The organism is Flavonifractor plautii ATCC 29863 (assembly GCF_000239295.1).
Lineage (GTDB): Bacteria > Bacillota > Clostridia > Oscillospirales > Oscillospiraceae > Flavonifractor > Flavonifractor plautii.
Map to the genome: position 1 here is coordinate 41,157 of NZ_JH417652.1, position 16,072 is coordinate 57,228.

Genomic DNA, 16,072 nt, shown 5'->3' on the forward strand with positions numbered 1-16,072 from the left:
GGCCGGCGTTCTAACCAACTGAACTACCGCGCCAGACGGTAGGGGGTACGGGAGCTCCCTCACGGGAGTGGTGGGAACAACAGGGCTCGAACCTGTGACATCATGCTTGTAAGGCATGCGCTCTCCCAGCTGAGCTATGCTCCCTTGTCCTCGCCGCAGACCAGTTTGTAAATCACTCTTGGTCACGCGGCGAAGGTTATTATACTAAAGCTTCCCCCAGTTGTCAACCATTTCAGCCAAAATTTTTTGCTTTTTTTCTCTCAAACCTACAGTGAGGCCAGAAGTCCTTCCAGCTCCTCGTTTGTATAGTGATATACCTTGTCGCAGAACTGGCAGGTGAGCTCGGCCCTGCCCTGCTCCCGGATGAGGGAGTTCAGCTCCTCCCGCCCCATACTGATGAGGGCGCGGGTGACCCGCTCCCGGCTGCAGTAGCAGCGGTACTCCACCGGCTCCTCAGAGAGTATCTCCAACTGAAATTCAGAAAGCACCTGCTCCACCAGCTCCCTGGCGCTCAGGCCGCCCCGCAGCGCCTCGGTTACCGGGCCTACCCTGGCGATACCCTGCTCGATGGCGGAGATGGCGGCGTCATCTGCGCCGGGGAGGAGCTGAATGAGGTATCCACCAGCGCACTGCACGCTCTGGTCCACGTCCACCAGCACGCCCAGGGCACAGGCGGTGGGGATCTGCTCACTCTCAGCAAAGTAGGAGGTAATATCCTCGGCGATCTCGCCGGATACCAGGGGGACAGTGCCCACATAGGGCTCCTTCATGCACAGATCCTTGATGACAGTGAGGGAGCCGTCCCGCCCCACGGCGCTGCCCACATCCAGCTTGGCGGGGCCCTTCAGGGGGAGGTCCACCAGGGGATTGACCACATAGCCCCGGGCGTTGCCCTGGCTGTCGGACACCACGGTGATGCCGCCCAGCGGGCCGCCTCCCTTGATGCGCAGGGTTACCGAGCCATCCTTCTCCTTGAGCTGGTTGCCCATCATGGAGGCGGCCATCAGGCTGCGGCCCAGGGCCGCGGTGGCCACGGGCAGAGTCTTGTGAATCTGCCGCGAACGCTCCACCATCTCCTTGGCCGTGATCGCCGATGCCTTCACCGGCGCGTCCTTGGCCAAAACGCGAATGATCTTGTCTGCCATGCTTGTCAAAATTCCTTTCGTGCGGCAAAGAAAATCCGCTGCTCCCCCTCCCTGGGGGCGCGGAACCTCAGCTCGCCGTATTGTCTGACCTGCCGGAAACCGGCCTGCCGGAGCAGCGCCTCCAGCTCCGCCGGTTCGTAGGCGTACTCCTCGTGAACCTCCTCCCAGCGGCTCCACAGCCCGCCTGGATCCAGCCGGAAGATGTCCATTCCATAGGTGCAGATGCGCCGGCGCTCCGACCAGTCGGCCCGCCAGACGCAGTAGGCATCCTCGCTCTCGTCCAGAAACATCTGGCCGTCCAGGCCCCGGAGCTTTTGCGGGGTGTTGATGTCAAAGAGGAAGAGGCCGCCGGGCATGAGGAAGGTGTGCACCCGCCGGAAGGCCCGGGCCAGCTTTTTGGGGCTGGTGACGTAGTTGATGCTGTCCAGGCAGCACACGCAGGCGTCGATAGTGCCGTAGAGATCCAGCTCCTCCATGGCCTGATGCAGAAAGATCGGCTCGATGGGGCCTGCGCCCCGGCATTTCTCCGCCGCCTGGGCCAGCATCTCCTGGGACAGGTCGGCGCCGATCATCTCATAGCCCCGCTCCGCCAGGACGCGGGTCAGGCTCCCGGTGCCGCAGGCCAGATCCAGCACCGTGCGGATGGGCAGCCGGCTGCGGGCGAAGTGCTTCTCCAGATAGTCGGCCCAGCGGGCATAGTGCACGTCGGCGGTAAAGGCGTCGTAGCACCCCGCCAGGAATTCATATGCCATCGCCGCCCAGCTTCTCCTTGATCCGCGGGAGCACCGCCTGATAACCGTCGGCCCCGTACTGGAGAGAACGGTTGACCCGGCTGATGGTGGCGCTGGACGCGCCGGTGCGCTCCAGAATGTCGTTGTAGATCATGCCGTCGGACAGGAGCATGGCCACCTCAAAGCGCTGTTCCATAGCCCTCAGCTCCGCCACGGTGCACAGGTCGGAAAAGAACTTCTTGCACTCATCCAGATCCTTCAGGGTAAGAATGGCCTCATAGAGCACATCCCCATGCTCCCGCTTTTCGTTTTTCGTCATAGGTATCAATGACCTCCTCGTCAGTCTCTGCGGAAATCGTATCTATTTTACCAAAGTGAAGTATAGAAGTAAACCTCTTTTTCACCGATTTTACGGAGTTTCATAGGATGGAGCACCGGATTCTGAGAGAGGGAGGTGCCCGCGATGAAGGGGCTGCACACAGGGACGGAGAAGGCCGCGCCGGCTTGGAAGGAGTGGAGGCGGGAATTCTGCTGGGAGGAGGAGCCGGTGCTCGCGGTCTCCGGTGTCCGTCTGGAGCTGCCGGAGGGAATACCCGGCCTGCGGCGGCTGGAACGCTGGTGCCGCCGCCTGGAGGGGGCGTGGGCGGCCCGCTGGGAGCGGGAGCTCTATCCCAGGGCCTGCACGGCCGCCCGGCAGGCCAGGGAGGTCTCCCACCCCTTCCGGCCGTGGGAGGCATCCCTCACCGGCGCCGTGACCCTCCACACCCCGGAGTGCCTGAGCCTGTATTATGACGCCGCGGAGCGGACCGGGGGCCCCCACGGCGTCACCCTGCGGCAGGGAAGCGCCTGGGCGCTGCCGGGGGGGAGCCCCCTGACGCTGGGGGAGCTGTTTCCGCCGGGATTCCGGTGGAGGGCATGGGCGCTGGCGGAGGTGGAGCGGCAGCTCCGGGCTCGGCTGTCCGCGGGGGAGTCCTGGTTTGCGCCCGACTGGGAGGCGCGGCTGCCCCGCAGCTTCGACCCGGAGCGTTTCTATTTGACGGAGGCGGGGCCTGTGATCTACTTTCCGCTTTACTCCATCGCGCCCTATGCGGAGGGGATTCCGGCCTTTTCTCTCGCAATCCCGGGGCAGAAAGAAAATACCCCGGAGGAATAGCTGTTTTTTTGCACTTTTTACCTTGTCAGCCCTGCCGCCGCGGCGTTATAATAAAGGGCGTTCCGGGAGAGACTCCTTCATAAATGAAGGTGCCCTCCCGGGCGGTTGCGCGCGGGAAAAGGCCAATGCGCGAATCCCCGCGGCAGGAGGAACGAACTATGGTCAAAGCAATCGTTGGCGCAAACTGGGGCGACGAGGGCAAGGGAAAAATCACCGATCTCCTGGCCGAGGCGTCCGATGTGGTCATCCGCTTTCAGGGCGGGGCCAACGCCGGGCACACCATCATCTGTGACTACGGCAAATTTGCGCTCCACCAACTGCCCTCGGGTGTCTTTTACCCGCATACCACCAACATCATCGGCAACGGTGTGGCCCTGGACGTGAAGAAGTTTCTGGCCGAGCTGAAGCATCTGGCCGACGGCGGTGTGCCCGCCCCCCATATCATCGTGGATCAGCGTACCCAGCTTCTGATGAGCTATCATGTGCTGCTGGACAGCTATGAGGAGGAGCGCCTGGCGGGGGCTGCTTTCGGCTCCACCAAGTCGGGCATCGCACCCTTCTATTCCGACAAGTACGCCAAAATCGGGATTCAGGTGGCCGACCTCTACAATGAGGAGCGGCTCATGGGTCAACTGGAGCACATCTGTACCCTGAAAAACGTCCTGCTGGAGCACCTCTACCACAAGCCTCTGCTGGAGCCAAAGGCGTTGTTTGACGAGCTGATGGGCTACCGCGCGGCGCTGGAGCCCTACGTGGGCGACGCGGTGGGCTTCGTTCACCGGGCCCTTAAGGAGGGCAGGCGGGTGCTGCTGGAGGGGCAGTTGGGCTCCATGAAGGATCCCAACCTGGGCATCTGCCCCATGACCACCTCCTCCCATACCCTGGCGGGCTTCGGCACCGTGGGCGGCGCGGTGCCTCCCACGGCCCTTACCGATATCATCACGGTCACTAAGGCATACTCCTCCGCCGTGGGTGCCGGCGCCTTCGTCAGCGAGCTGTTCGGCGCGGAGGCCGACGAACTGAGACGCCGGGGCGGCGACGCCGGTGAGTTCGGCGCCACCACCGGCCGGCCCCGCCGGGTGGGCTGGTTCGACGCCGTTGCCACGAAATACGGCTGCATGGTGCAGGGGGCGACACAGGTGGCGCTCACCGCCATCGACTGCCTGGGCTACCTCGACGAGATCAAGGTGTGCACCGGCTATGAGATCGACGGCAAGGTGACCACCGACTTCCCTGTGCCCGCTCTGCTGGACCGGGCCAAGCCGGTGTATGAAACCCTGCCGGGCTGGAAGTGCGACATCCGGGGCGTCACTGACTACGGCAAGCTGCCCCAGGCCGCCCGGGACTATGTGGACTTCATTGAAAAGCACATCGAGGCCCCCATCACCATCGTCTCCACCGGCCCCAAGCGCCATGAGATCTGCCGGCGGGCCGGGAACTGAGAGCGTCCCTCTGTGCGGAAAGGCAAAGGAAAGCCTCCGGCTGTGCCGGAGGCTTTCCTTGTGCACACCAGCTCAGCGGCTGTGGCGATAACAGTCCATGAGTGCCTTCCAAGAGTGCTTGGGCCAGAAGCGGCGCTTGGCCTCGGCGGACCAGCCCCTGTTTTCCAGAATTCCATCGCTGCGCTCGTCCAGCGCAGGAAGCTGTTTGCTCGTTCCATGAGCCTTCTTCATAAGACACACCTCTTTTGCGGTTTTCAGAGCATTTTTGCCCTGTGAGGCATAGTATTTCCATTGTAGAGGGGAAAACAAGGATGGTTACACGCAAAATAGTTCCAAGGAACGTACGATGATTGTTTAACCGGCGCTTGAAACGCACAGAAGGCCCCCCGCCGGGCGGGGGGCCTTCTGTGGCTGGAGGGGGACAAATCCTTGTGCAGATCAAGGAGGGAGGCATGCCCGCCGCTCCATGAGGCGTGTTATATGGTGAAACCCTTGCAGGACAAGGTGTCAACCCCTGGGAAACAGCACTCGGAGGGCCCGCCAGGGGCTGCCCTGCCAGTAAGCACGCATAAGATCAACAGAGAAGGGCATGCTGCTCATTTCCCTGTAATGCTCCAGCGTACGGTGGTCGGTGGTCCAAATCGTCTTTTTCATTGTGATAACTCCTTTCTATCACAAGCTCTTGCCTTCCTTACGGTTTCAGTATACAATAATATAAGATATGAGACAAGCGAATCTTTTTCATGCTGAATATGCGGAAATGGAATGGTAATTGTGAATCTTAACAAGTATCAAATTCTGCTGAAAACTGTGGAGCTGGGGAGCATCACCCGTGCGGCGGAGGCGCTGGGGTATACCCAGTCGGCGGTGAGCCGTGTGATTGCCGATCTGGAGCGGGAGTGGGACATGGAGCTTCTTACCCGCAGCCGGACGGGGGTGGTGCTCAGCAGCAGCGGGGCGGCGCTGCTGCCCTATGTTCAGGCGGTGTGCAATGCGGGCAGGGAGCTGGAGGAGCAGGTGGCGGAGCTCCACGGCCTGACCCGGGGAACCCTGCGGGTGGCCACCTTCGCCAGCGTGTCCATCCACTGGCTGCCCGCTATCATGAAGGAGTTCCTCGGCCGCTACCCGGGTATTCAGTTTGACCTGGTAAGCAACTGGGAGTTCGCGGAGGTGGAGGATCTGCTGCGGCAGGGTCAGGCAGACTGCGGCTTTTTGGGACTGCCCGCGGGGCCGGGGCTGGAAACCTACCCCCTTTTTCGAGACGAGCTGATGGCGGTACTTCCCCTGGATCACCCTTTGGCAAAGGCCCCCTACTATCCCATGGAGCGGTTCCGGGAGGATCCCTATATCAACACACCGGAGGAGCGGGATTTGGAGATCGGCCTCATTTTCCAGGAGGAGGGATTCCGGCCCAATCTCCGTTACACCGTCAATGATGACTTTGCCGCATTGGCCATGGTGGAACAGGGGCTTGGGGTGAGTATCCGTCCGGAGCTGGTGCTGCGTGCCTCCAGCTACGCCTTCGCCGCCATCCCGCTGGAGCGGAGACACTACCGGCGTATCGCCCTGGCGATACGCCGCGGCCGTTCCCCTTCGCCGTTAACTGCCCGCTTTTTGGAGTGCGTCCGCCAATGGGTGGGGGAGCATTTCCCGGCGGAGCAGGGAGACGGGGTGTGAGCCAAAAAAGGGACGGCTTGCAAAATTTTTGTTTTACAAGCTGTCTCCTTTATAGTATAATACATCCGTTGCGGCGGAAGTGCCGCACCGAAATGAAAGATAATAATAATAGGAGTGTTGTTGCATGAGCCGCATGGTCGGCACCGTATCCATGGGAATTCGTGCTCCCATCATCCGAAGTGGGGACGACCTGGTGGAGATCGTCACCAATTCCGTTCTGGAGACTGTCAAGGACGGAGCGCTCACCATCCGCGACCGGGACGTGATTGCCATGACCGAGGCCATTGTCGCCCGCGCCCAGGGGAACTACGCCTCGGTGGACGATATCGCCGCCGACGTGCGCGCCAAGCTGGGCGGGGAGACCGTGGGTGTCCTGTTCCCCATCCTCAGCCGCAATCGCTTTGCCATCTGCCTGCGGGGCATCGCCAAGGGGGCCAGAAAGGTCGTCCTGATGCTGTCCTACCCCTCCGACGAGGTGGGCAATCACCTCATCGATGTGGATGCGATGGACGAGAAGGGGGTGGACCCCTATAAGGATGTCCTCACCCTGGAGCGTTACCGGGAGCTGTTCGGCTACACCGTCCACCCCTTCACGGGCGTGGACTATGTGGACTACTATTCCAACCTGATCCGGGAGAGCGGCGCGGAGGTGGAGGTCATCTTCGCCAATGACCCCCGGGCCATCCTGCCCTACACCAAGAACGTGCTGGCCTGTGACATCCACACCCGCGCCCGCACCAAGCGCCGCCTGCTGGCCGCCGGGGCGGAGAAGGTCTTCTGCCTGGACGAGATCATGACCGCCTCCATCGACGGCAGCGGCTACAACGGCAAGTACGGATTGCTGGGCTCCAACAAGTCCACCGAGGACAAGGTGAAGCTCTTTCCCCGGGAGTGCCAGGATCTGGTGGAGGCCATTCAGGCCCGCATCCTGAAGGAGAGCGGCAAGCACGTGGAGGTCATGGTCTACGGCGACGGCGCCTTCAAGGACCCCGTGGGCAAGATCTGGGAGCTGGCTGATCCGGTGGTCTCTCCCGCCTACACCGCCGGCCTGGAGGGCACCCCCAACGAGCTCAAGCTCAAGTATCTGGCGGACAACGACTTTGCCGCCCTGTCCGGCGAGGCGCTGCGGGATGCCATCAAAGACGAGATCAAAAAGAAGGACGGCTCCCTGGTGGGCAAAATGGCCGCCCAGGGCACCACGCCCCGCCGCCTGACCGACCTGATCGGCTCCCTGTGCGACCTGACCTCCGGCTCTGGCGACAAGGGTACCCCCATCGTCTACATTCAGGGCTATTTCGACAATTATACCACCGAATAAGACAGCGGCCCGCCGGGAGACCGGCGGGCCATTTTTTCAACTTTTTTCAAGTTTCAAAAAGTCCCTCAGCCTGTCGAAAAGACTTCTTCCACAGGCTAAAGCGCGTGTACGAAAACTACGTACACGCGCTTTTTTCTGACCGTTGTTACTGGCCGCAGCCGGTGCTGCCACAGCCTGCGCACCCGGCGCAGCCGGGATGGGACTCGGACCACAGCTTGTCGGCCATGGGAGTCCAGTTGTCGGCATAGGGGTGGGTTTTGGCCGTCAGATGCTCCACGCTCTCGGGAGACTGAGGATCGGTGGAGTGGGCGCCCGTCTCGTGAACCATCTTCTCAATGAACTCCGGGTTTTCCAACATGGGGCAGGGGCGGAGCATGTTCTCGTTGAAGGGCTGGTTGTCATGGTAGGCCATGAACATGGGGGATTGCAGGCACTCCAGCAGGCTCTTCTCCCGGATGTTGGAGTCGGAGTAGTGGATGAACACGCAGGGATCCACGTCGCCATTGGCGTTGATGTGCAGGTAGCGGCGGCCGCCGGCGATGCACCCGCCCACATACTCGGCGTCGTTCTGGAAGTCCATGGCAAAGATGCCCTTGGTCTCCCGCATGGCGCGGATGCGGCGGTAGACCTCGGCCCGCTGCTCGGGGTTGGGCATCAGCTCGGGGGCGGCGTCGTTGCCCACGGGCATGTAGTGGAAGAACCACACGAAGTAAGCGCCCAGATCCATGATCAGATCGTAAAACTTCTCGCTGGTGATGTCCTTGTAGTTGACGCTGGTGTAGCAGGCGGAGATGCCGAAGGGCAGGTGGTGCTGCTTCAGCAGGGCCATGGCGTGGGTGACCTTGTCGTACACACCCTCTCCGCGGCGGGAGTCGTTGGCCTCCTCGAAGCCCTCCAGGCTGATGGCGGGGATAAAGTTGCCCACACGCAGCATGTCCTGGCAGAACTCCTCGTCGATCAGGGTGGCGTTGGTAAAGGAGAGGAAAGCCGCATCGCTGTGCTTCTCGCACAGGGCGATCAGGTCCTTCTTGCGCACCAGCGGCTCGCCGCCGGTGTAGATGTACAGGTAGATGCCCAGCTCCTTGCCCTGAGTAATGATGGAGTCAATCTCATCAAAGGTCAGGTTGAGCTTGTTGCCGTACTCCGCCGCCCAACAGCCGGTGCAATGCAGATTACAGGCGGAGGTGGGATCCAGCAGGATGGCCCAGGGAATGTTGCAGCCGTACTTCTTGCGCAGTTCCTCCTGCTTGGGCCAGCCCACCAGGTTTGCATTGACAAAGAAGTTGTTGAATATCGTCTTGAGCACACTGGGGTCGGTCTGGGTCCAGACCTTCTCAATGAGCTGGTGCCAACAGGAGTCCTTGTCGTTAATTACCTTATCAAATGCCTCCCGCTGGAGGGACAGGGTGTCGCCGGCAAACTTGTTGACCAGATCCATGACCTTGCCCATGTTGTTCATCGGGTCCTTGTCCAGATAATCATACACCTTGGCCAGGCCGTAGCGCTTCAAACTGTCAGGAATCTTCATCTTGGTTTTCCCCTTTCACGGCATGTCATACCATTCATCGTTGCTACTATACCGCCGTTTTTGCAAAAGGAAAATAGACAAAACCCGCATCCTGTCCAAACTCTAGACAAAAATGGCAGTTTGCTTAAAAGCAGTTTGGCTTTTGAAGTTTCTTTATTGCGTTTTGACAACCGTTTTTTATAATATTTAAAACCATAAAAAACGATAGAGAATATTTTGAGGTGCACAGAAGGGACGGGAGGGAAATTCATTTCTCTGAATCAGAGGTCAATTAAGCAGTAAAGTTACAAAAAACTCTCAAGTTGTTATAAAAGTGTCTTAAAAGATTTGTGCTGTTTGTTTATTTTGTACTATAAATTTCGGCTATGTTTACATACTGACGAAACTTTGTTACTCAAATACAATTCACTTAACAAACAAAACAGTACCAGATGACACCGCAGGGCAGGGCCCCTGTATGGAAGGACCGCATACATGAGAGTTACGATGGAAGACATCGCAAGAATGGCCGGAGTATCAAAAGCGACAGTTTCCAGAGTCGTAAACGGAATTGAACAGGGAGTCGGCCCTGAAACACGCAGACGCGTATTGCAAATTGTGAAGGAGACGAACTACCGCTCCTACAGCCTGCCGAGCCAGAACCAGTCCAAGACTCTTGGGCTGATTATCCCGGATATCATAAACCCCTTTTTCGGTGAGCTGGTCAAGGCAATCGAGGGGGAGGCCACAGAGCAAGGGTACACCGTTCTGCTGGGAAACACAGATTTCTCCATGGAAAAGGAGGAGCGTTACCTCTCCATCTTCCTGGCCAAGCGGGTAGACGGCATTATTTTAGTGACAACAGCCCAGACCGCCGGAGAGCACTACCAGAGGCTGAAGAAGTACAGCGTGCCCTGTGTGCTGGTGGACCGTATGCTGGCGGGCGCCGAGTATACGGCGGGAATCTTTGTGGACAACTCCTACGCCCTTTTCATGGCGTGCAGCCTGCTCATTCAGCATCGTAACGAGAAAATCGCTTTGATCTCCGGTCCGCGAAACATCTCCACCTCGGTGGAGCGGATTCAGGGCTACCGGGATGCACTGGAGCAGTACCGTCTGCCGTTTGAGGAGCGGCTCATTAAATATGGCGACTACACCTTTGAAAGCGGATACCGGGCCATCATGGAGCTGGAGCGAGAGGGCACCCGCTTTACCGGAGTCCTAGCGGCCAATGATACCATGGCGCTGGGCGCCATTAAGGCGCTCAAGGAGCTGACTTACGCTATCCCGGAGGATGTGGAAATCATCGGCTTTGACAACATCGGCTTTTCTCAGCTATGTGACCCGCCTCTGGCCACCATTCAGCAGCCGACCATCGAAATGGGACGCCGGGCGGCGGATACGCTGATCCGGGCAATCGTGGGTAAGCCCATTGAAACCAAAAATATCCACCTCCAGCCCAAGCTGGTGGTGAGAGGCTCAGTCAAGACCATCTATGGCGAACGGATTCTATATGTATAAGCACAGCGGATCATCCGGCATCGGTGCCCCGGCGGGGGAAAGAATCTAGGAAGACGTAGGGGTGTTCTCATTGAAAAAGATTTTGGTGGTAGGAAGCGCGAACGTCGACTTTGTGATCGGAGTACGGCAGGCCCCGGAGTTGGGCGAAACCATCCTGTGCCGCTCCTTCCGAAAGACCTGCGGCGGGAAGGGGGCCAACCAGGCGTATGCCTGCGGGCGCCTGGGCGGGAACACCGCGTTCCTCAATGCGGTGGGAGATGACCCCCTGGGCGGTGAGCTGGTGCGAAATCTGCAACAGGCCAATGTGGACACCCGCGCAATAAGGACGGTGGACGGGGTATCCACCGGCATGGCGGTGGTCTGTGTGGATGAGAAGGGAAACAACTCCATAATTGTCATTCCCGGCGCCAATAACCTCTGCGATGTGGACTATCTGAGGCGGAACCGGGCGCGGTTTGAGGAGAGCGACATTGTGCTGCTCCAGATGGAGATCCCCTTTGAGAGCGTCTGCTATGCGGTGGAGCTGGCCAGTGGGCTGCACAAAACCGTCATTCTCAACCCGGCCCCCGCACCGGACAGCCTGCCTGATGAAGTATATGCGGGACTGGACTATCTGACCCCCAATGAGAGCGAATTCAAGCGCCTGACCGGCTGCCCGACCGATGAAGTGGAGGAGCTTGCGGTTCACTGCAAACCCCTGCTGGAGAAAGGGACGCGGAATATCATCATTACGCTGGGAAGCCGCGGTGCCCTGCATGTCAACCGGGAGGGGCATACGCTCTACCGCCCGCCCGAGGTACAGGCGGTGGATACCACAGCGGCAGGAGACACCTTTAACGCGGCGCTGGCCCGGGAGCTGGCGGACGGCCGCTCCACAGGGGAGGCGATCGTCTTCGCCAATATGGCGTCCGCCCTGGCAGTGTCCAGGGTAGGGGCACAGGATTCCATCCCATCGTATGAAGAAGTATTGGATTTTAAGAAGCGCATGGAGTGAATGCGGATGAGCGACATCATTGTTAAGACCACCGGGCTGTGTGCAGATTTCAAGATCAAGGATCGGATGGTTCGGGCGGTGAACCGGGTTTCCCTGAGCCTGGAGCGGGGCAAGACGCTGGTGATATTGGGGGAGTCCGGCTCTGGAAAGAGCACCTATATGAAGGCGCTGCTCCGGATTCTGCCCAAGACAGCCGCCGTAGAGGGACAGGCGGAGTTTCTGGGAAATGACCTGTTCCGAATGAGTGAGAAGGAATTCCGGGATATCCGGGGCAACCGGATGGCCATGATCTATCAGGACTCTCTGTCCGCGCTGGACCCGATGTATAAGGTGGGCTATCAGATTGTAGAGACCATCCGGGCGCACTCCAGCCTGACAAAGGCAGAGGCCAGGGAGCGGGTAGAAGAGCTCTTCGTCAAGGTGGGTATCCCTTCGCCCAGGGAGCGGATGAACGCCTACCCACACGAGATGAGCGGCGGCATGCGCCAGCGGGCGGTCATCGCTATGGCGCTGTGCTGCAATCCCTGCCTGCTGCTGGCGGACGAGCCCACAACGGCCCTGGATGTCACCATCCAAAAACAGATTCTCAACCTGTTCTTGGAGCTGCAGGAGAGCGACCGCATGTCCATCATGATGGTGACCCACGACATCGGTGTGGCGGCCCAGGTGGCGGATCAGATCGCCATCATGTACGGCGGTATCATTCTGGAGTGCGGCGCCACCAGGCAGGTGCTGGAGACGCCGGCGAACCCCTATACCAAGGCGCTGATCGCCGCGCTCCCCAAGAGCGGCAACCGGGAGCGGCTGGTTGCCATCGAGGGACAGCCGCCCACCATTGTCCATATGCCGCCTGGATGCCCCTTTTCCAACCGCTGCGCCTACGCAACCGAGGCGTGCCGGCAGAGCGTTCCAGAGCTCAAGCCCATCGATGAGCACCATATGACGGCGTGTCATATGAATTTAGTAACGTCTGGAGGTAAATGAGGACATGAAACACGTGAAAAGATTCCTGGCGCTCTCTCTGGCGGCAGCCCTGTTGGCGGGCTGTGTCTCCTGCGGCAATTCGGATGAGAAAACCTCGCCCACCGGCGGCGGTTCCGGTGTGGACAGTACCGGCGACGGCGGCACTCTGCGGATTGCGATGACCTGCGCGGCCCTGCCCAATACCGATTCCGAGCCCACGGAGGGGCAGGAGGGTTACCGCTTCGTCAGCTTCCAGCTCTATGATGCCCTGGTGAAGTGGGATGCGAGCTCGGAAACTGAGGCCGGCAAGATTATCCCAGGCCTGGCCACCTCCTGGGAGCAGAACCCGGAAAACCCCAAGCGGTGGACGTTCCATCTACGGGAGGGAGTCAAGTTCCACGACGGAACGGATTTCAATGCGGACTGTGTGATCTTTGCTCTGGACCGCGTGATGAATCCTGACTTTGAGTACTACAGCACCACCTGCGCCGCATCGGTGGGCAGCTTCTTGGCCAATATCGAATCCTATGCCAAGGTGGACGACTACACGATCACCATTGACACTGTGCAGGACAACAACGCCTATCTGATCTACGATCTGCCCTATATCATGATTCCCTCCATGGGGGCGGTGAAGGAGAAGGGCGACGGCTTTGCCGACGCCCCCGTAGGCTCCGGTCCCTTCCGGTTTGTCAGCAAGATCGCGGGCCAGGAGCTCGTCATGGAGCGAAACGAGAACTACTGGGGGAACGTGCCGCAGATCAAGACACTGATCCTCAAGCCCATCTCCGACGCGTCGGCCCGCCTGGCGGCCCTCCAGTCCGGCGAGGTGGACTGGGCCGAGGTCGTTCCCGTGGAGTCCCTGGAGTCTCTGAAGTCCCAGGGCTATCAGGTCAAGCTGAACGACTACCCCCATGCGTGGCTTTACATCATGAACACGGAGTCCGGCCCCTTTGCAGATGCCCGCGTCCGGCAGGCTTTCAGCATGTCCATTGACCGGGAGGGACTGTGCAATGACATCCTTCAGGGTGTGGGCACACCACTGGCGCAGTTGATGTATCCAGGTTCTCCGTGGTATGCGGAGGGTGTGGAGGAGTATACCTATAACCCGGAGAGGGCGAAAGAACTGCTGGCCGAGGCCGGCTATCCCGACGGCTTTACCACGACCTTTGTCTGCCCCACCAGCGGCTCCGGCAACATGTTCCCCCAGATTATGAATGAGTACATCCAGAAGTGCGCCGAGGAGGTCGGTATCCACATTGAGCTGGATATGTCGGAATCCGAGCGGGTGTGGGACGTAATGAAGGTGGGCTTCAAGGATGAGTACGCCGATGTGGGCGCGCTCAACACCTCCTTCTATACCATGTTCCCCAATGTGTTCCAGAAGTTTGCGGGCACGGGCGGCTCCTTCAACACCGGCAAGTACAGCAACCCGGAGTACGATGCCTGTATCGAGGCGGCCTATGCGGCCACGGACGAGGCGGAGTCCACCCAGCAGTTCATTGAAGCCGAGAAGATTTTTACCGAGGAGCTGCCCTGGGTGATCGTCTGCAACGACCGGAACCTGCGGGTCCTGGCCCCCAATGTGCAGAATTTTGCCCAGTCCCAGACCTGGTATGTCGATTTGACGACGGTTACCGTCGAGTAAGAGAACCCCGTCTCATAAGCGCTGTCATTTCCGGCAAAAGACTCTGGCCTGCGGCCAGTGAAACCTGGCCGCAGGCCGCAGTATACAAGGGGAGTTAGTATGGTCCGAGTTATCTTGAAACGAATAGGCCTGGCGTTCCTCACGCTCTTCGGTGTGACGGTTATTGTATTCGCCCTGCTGCAGATGATGCCGGGAGAACCCATTGACAGCATTGTGCCTCTGGATGCTTCGGAGGAGCTCCGGCAGGTGATCATCGACCAGTATGGTTTTGACCAGCCACTCTATATGCAGTATTTCATGTGGCTGGGCAACGCGGTGCGCGGCAATTTTGGGAACTCTGTCAGCGACAACCGGCTCGTGCTCAGCGTGGTCAGCGAGGCCCTCCACAATACCCTGATTCTGGCGCTGGGGGCCAGCATCTTCGCGTTCCTGCTCAGTATCCTGATCGGTGTCTACAGCTCGTACCGGCCGAATTCCATCTTCTCCTGGATCGGCACGGTATTCGGCATCGGCGGTATCAGTATTCCAAACTACTGCCTGTCATTGATCCTGATCGGTATCTTCTCCGTCACCCTGCGCCTGCTGCCGTCTACAGGCATGTATACCAGTGGGGACTATACCTTCTCCTCCCTCATACAGCACCTGATTCTTCCCGCTATCGCGGCCGGCGCCATGACACTGGGGATTATGACGCGGATGGTGCGCAGCTCAGTCTCCGAGATGCGCAGCCGGAGCTTTGTCACTACCCTGCGGGCGAAGGGACTCAGTGAGCCGGCCATCATGCGGCATGTGCTGCGCAACAGCTTTCCCACGCTGCTGACCGTGGCGGGCCTGCAGTTCGGCTACCTGATGGGCGGCTCCACGATGGTGGAAACCATTTTTTCCTGGCCGGGAATCGGCCTGATCATCTATCAGAGCATCTTCACCAGCGACTTTCCCGTGACCCAGGCGGCCATCCTGATTGTGGCGGCGATCTTTGTCAGCATCAACCTGCTCATTGATCTGCTCCGCATTGTGGCAGATCCGCGCCTGAGAAAATAAAGACCTGCGGGATACAAAGGAGTGATTGTTTTGCTGTCATCCATTGGCTCCAGAGCTGCGGCGGATCCGGAGGAGCTCCATTTCCGCAGGGAGGCGCGCAGCCGCTTTGTGCGGACCTTTCTCCGTTACCCGGCGGCCCTTCCCGCGCTGATCCTGTTCGTGATCGTGGTGCTGTGCGCCCTCGGCGCGCCGCTGCTCACCCAGTATACCCCCTTTGAGGGCAATGCGGCGGAGCGGCTGCAGGGCATCGGCACGGCCGGCCATCTGCTGGGAACAGACGAGCAGGGGCGCGACATCCTGACCCGCTGCCTGTACGGCGGGCGCCTGAGCCTGCTGATGGGCTTCCTGCCGGTGGCGCTGGCCACCATCGTGGGCAGTATCCTGGGGATCATTTCCGGCTATTTCGGCAAGGCCTATGCCCAGATCATCATGCGCACCCTGGATATTTTCTATGCGTTCCCCTCCATTCTGCTGGCCATCGCGCTGTCCTCGGTTCTGGGCTCGGGCCTGTCCAGCATCATCATTCCAATCGCCGTCATTCTGGTTCCGCCCATCGCCCGGGTGGCCGAATCTACCGTGCAGGATATCATGCCGGAGGACTTTATTGAGGCGGCGCAGACCTCCGGGGCCAGCCCACTGAAGGTTATCGTGTTTTTCATCATACCGAACACCTTTGGGCGGATCTTCATCTACTGTACCACGCAATTCAGCGTCAGCATCCTGTCGGCCTCTGGCTTGAGCTTTCTGGGATTGGGCATTTCTCCCCCCACGCCGGAATGGGGCTCCATGCTGAACGCCCTGCGGCAGCAGATCTACATCAATCCCCTGATTACCATTATTCCGGGCCTGTTCATTTTTGTCACAGCCCTGAGTGTCAATATCATCTCAGACGGCCTGAAGGACGCCATGGAGGCCAACAGCTAAGCCCGCGC

Annotated in this window: 16 protein-coding genes and 1 tRNA gene; 10 read left to right on the forward strand and 7 right to left on the reverse strand. The window is 59.6% G+C overall.

Annotated features, from left to right (window positions below; all coding sequences use genetic code 11):
* Positions 1 to 68: 68 nt before the first annotated feature.
* The 4 genes from HMPREF0372_RS02290 to HMPREF0372_RS02305 all read right to left on the reverse strand — a co-directional run bounded on the left by HMPREF0372_RS02290 (position 69) and on the right by HMPREF0372_RS02305 (position 2,195).
* Positions 69 to 144: transfer RNA gene (locus HMPREF0372_RS02290), tRNA-Val, on the reverse strand.
* 122 nt (positions 145 to 266) lie between these two features.
* A complete protein-coding gene (hslO, locus tag HMPREF0372_RS02295; RefSeq protein WP_007488614.1) occupies positions 267 to 1,145 on the reverse strand; it encodes an Hsp33 family molecular chaperone HslO in 879 nt (292 codons plus the stop codon).
* Between the two features lie 5 nt (positions 1,146 to 1,150).
* Positions 1,151 to 1,897: a class I SAM-dependent DNA methyltransferase gene (locus tag HMPREF0372_RS02300; RefSeq protein WP_007488615.1), complete on the reverse strand. Its 747-nt coding sequence runs from the start codon at positions 1,895 to 1,897 to the stop codon at positions 1,151 to 1,153.
* Positions 1,887 to 2,195, reverse strand: a complete 309-nt coding sequence (locus HMPREF0372_RS02305; protein WP_007488616.1) for a YerC/YecD family TrpR-related protein — start codon at positions 2,193 to 2,195, stop codon at positions 1,887 to 1,889. The genes HMPREF0372_RS02300 and HMPREF0372_RS02305 overlap by 11 nt, the downstream gene beginning before the upstream one ends.
* A 144-nt stretch (positions 2,196 to 2,339) precedes the next feature.
* Between HMPREF0372_RS02305 and HMPREF0372_RS02310 the strand changes: the two genes are divergently transcribed.
* Positions 2,340 to 3,029 carry a DUF3298 and DUF4163 domain-containing protein gene (locus HMPREF0372_RS02310; protein ID WP_007488617.1) on the forward strand — a complete coding sequence of 230 codons (690 nt, stop codon included), beginning with the start codon at positions 2,340 to 2,342 and terminating at the stop codon, positions 3,027 to 3,029.
* 158 nt (positions 3,030 to 3,187) lie between these two features.
* Complete coding sequence (locus HMPREF0372_RS02315) at positions 3,188 to 4,471, forward strand: adenylosuccinate synthase (protein WP_039996530.1); 1,284 nt, start codon at positions 3,188 to 3,190, stop codon at positions 4,469 to 4,471.
* Positions 4,472 to 4,543: 72 nt separating this feature from the next.
* Here the strand turns inward: HMPREF0372_RS02315 and HMPREF0372_RS19960 are convergent, their stop codons facing one another.
* Positions 4,544 to 4,702, reverse strand: a complete 159-nt coding sequence (locus HMPREF0372_RS19960) for a hypothetical protein (protein ID WP_007488619.1) — start codon at positions 4,700 to 4,702, stop codon at positions 4,544 to 4,546.
* A gap of 276 nt (positions 4,703 to 4,978) precedes the next feature.
* Positions 4,979 to 5,125 carry a hypothetical protein gene (locus HMPREF0372_RS19555; protein ID WP_009257632.1) on the reverse strand — a complete coding sequence of 49 codons (147 nt, stop codon included), beginning with the start codon at positions 5,123 to 5,125 and terminating at the stop codon, positions 4,979 to 4,981.
* 111 nt (positions 5,126 to 5,236) lie between these two features.
* On the opposite strand from HMPREF0372_RS19555, the gene HMPREF0372_RS02320 reads away from it, so the two are divergent.
* The gene (locus tag HMPREF0372_RS02320; RefSeq protein ID WP_007488621.1) at positions 5,237 to 6,148 is read left to right on the forward strand and encodes a LysR family transcriptional regulator; all 912 of its coding nucleotides are present in this window, start codon (positions 5,237 to 5,239) and stop codon (positions 6,146 to 6,148) included.
* Between the two features lie 124 nt (positions 6,149 to 6,272).
* Positions 6,273 to 7,466 carry a coenzyme F420-0:L-glutamate ligase gene (locus HMPREF0372_RS02325; RefSeq protein ID WP_007488622.1) on the forward strand — a complete coding sequence of 398 codons (1,194 nt, stop codon included), beginning with the start codon at positions 6,273 to 6,275 and terminating at the stop codon, positions 7,464 to 7,466.
* 145 nt (positions 7,467 to 7,611) lie between these two features.
* Here the strand turns inward: HMPREF0372_RS02325 and HMPREF0372_RS02330 are convergent, their stop codons facing one another.
* Positions 7,612 to 8,994, reverse strand: coding sequence for a radical SAM protein (locus HMPREF0372_RS02330; protein ID WP_007488626.1), 1,383 nt, complete (start codon positions 8,992 to 8,994; stop codon positions 7,612 to 7,614).
* Positions 8,995 to 9,480: 486 nt separating this feature from the next.
* Between HMPREF0372_RS02330 and HMPREF0372_RS02335 the strand changes: the two genes are divergently transcribed.
* The 6 genes from HMPREF0372_RS02335 to HMPREF0372_RS02360 all read left to right on the forward strand — a co-directional run bounded on the left by HMPREF0372_RS02335 (position 9,481) and on the right by HMPREF0372_RS02360 (position 16,064).
* Positions 9,481 to 10,494, forward strand: a complete 1,014-nt coding sequence (locus tag HMPREF0372_RS02335; protein WP_131971787.1) for a LacI family DNA-binding transcriptional regulator — start codon at positions 9,481 to 9,483, stop codon at positions 10,492 to 10,494.
* 61 nt (positions 10,495 to 10,555) lie between these two features.
* Positions 10,556 to 11,488 carry a ribokinase gene (gene rbsK / locus HMPREF0372_RS02340; protein ID WP_007488629.1) on the forward strand — a complete coding sequence of 311 codons (933 nt, stop codon included), beginning with the start codon at positions 10,556 to 10,558 and terminating at the stop codon, positions 11,486 to 11,488.
* Between the two features lie 6 nt (positions 11,489 to 11,494).
* Positions 11,495 to 12,472, forward strand: a complete 978-nt coding sequence (locus HMPREF0372_RS02345; protein ID WP_035300839.1) for an ABC transporter ATP-binding protein — start codon at positions 11,495 to 11,497, stop codon at positions 12,470 to 12,472.
* Between the two features lie 4 nt (positions 12,473 to 12,476).
* Positions 12,477 to 14,099 carry an ABC transporter substrate-binding protein gene (locus tag HMPREF0372_RS02350; RefSeq protein WP_007488631.1) on the forward strand — a complete coding sequence of 541 codons (1,623 nt, stop codon included), beginning with the start codon at positions 12,477 to 12,479 and terminating at the stop codon, positions 14,097 to 14,099.
* A gap of 99 nt (positions 14,100 to 14,198) precedes the next feature.
* Complete coding sequence (locus HMPREF0372_RS02355) at positions 14,199 to 15,140, forward strand: ABC transporter permease (protein WP_007488632.1); 942 nt, start codon at positions 14,199 to 14,201, stop codon at positions 15,138 to 15,140.
* A gap of 21 nt (positions 15,141 to 15,161) precedes the next feature.
* Positions 15,162 to 16,064, forward strand: coding sequence for an ABC transporter permease (locus HMPREF0372_RS02360; RefSeq protein WP_007488635.1), 903 nt, complete (start codon positions 15,162 to 15,164; stop codon positions 16,062 to 16,064).
* Positions 16,065 to 16,072 lie beyond the last annotated feature (8 nt).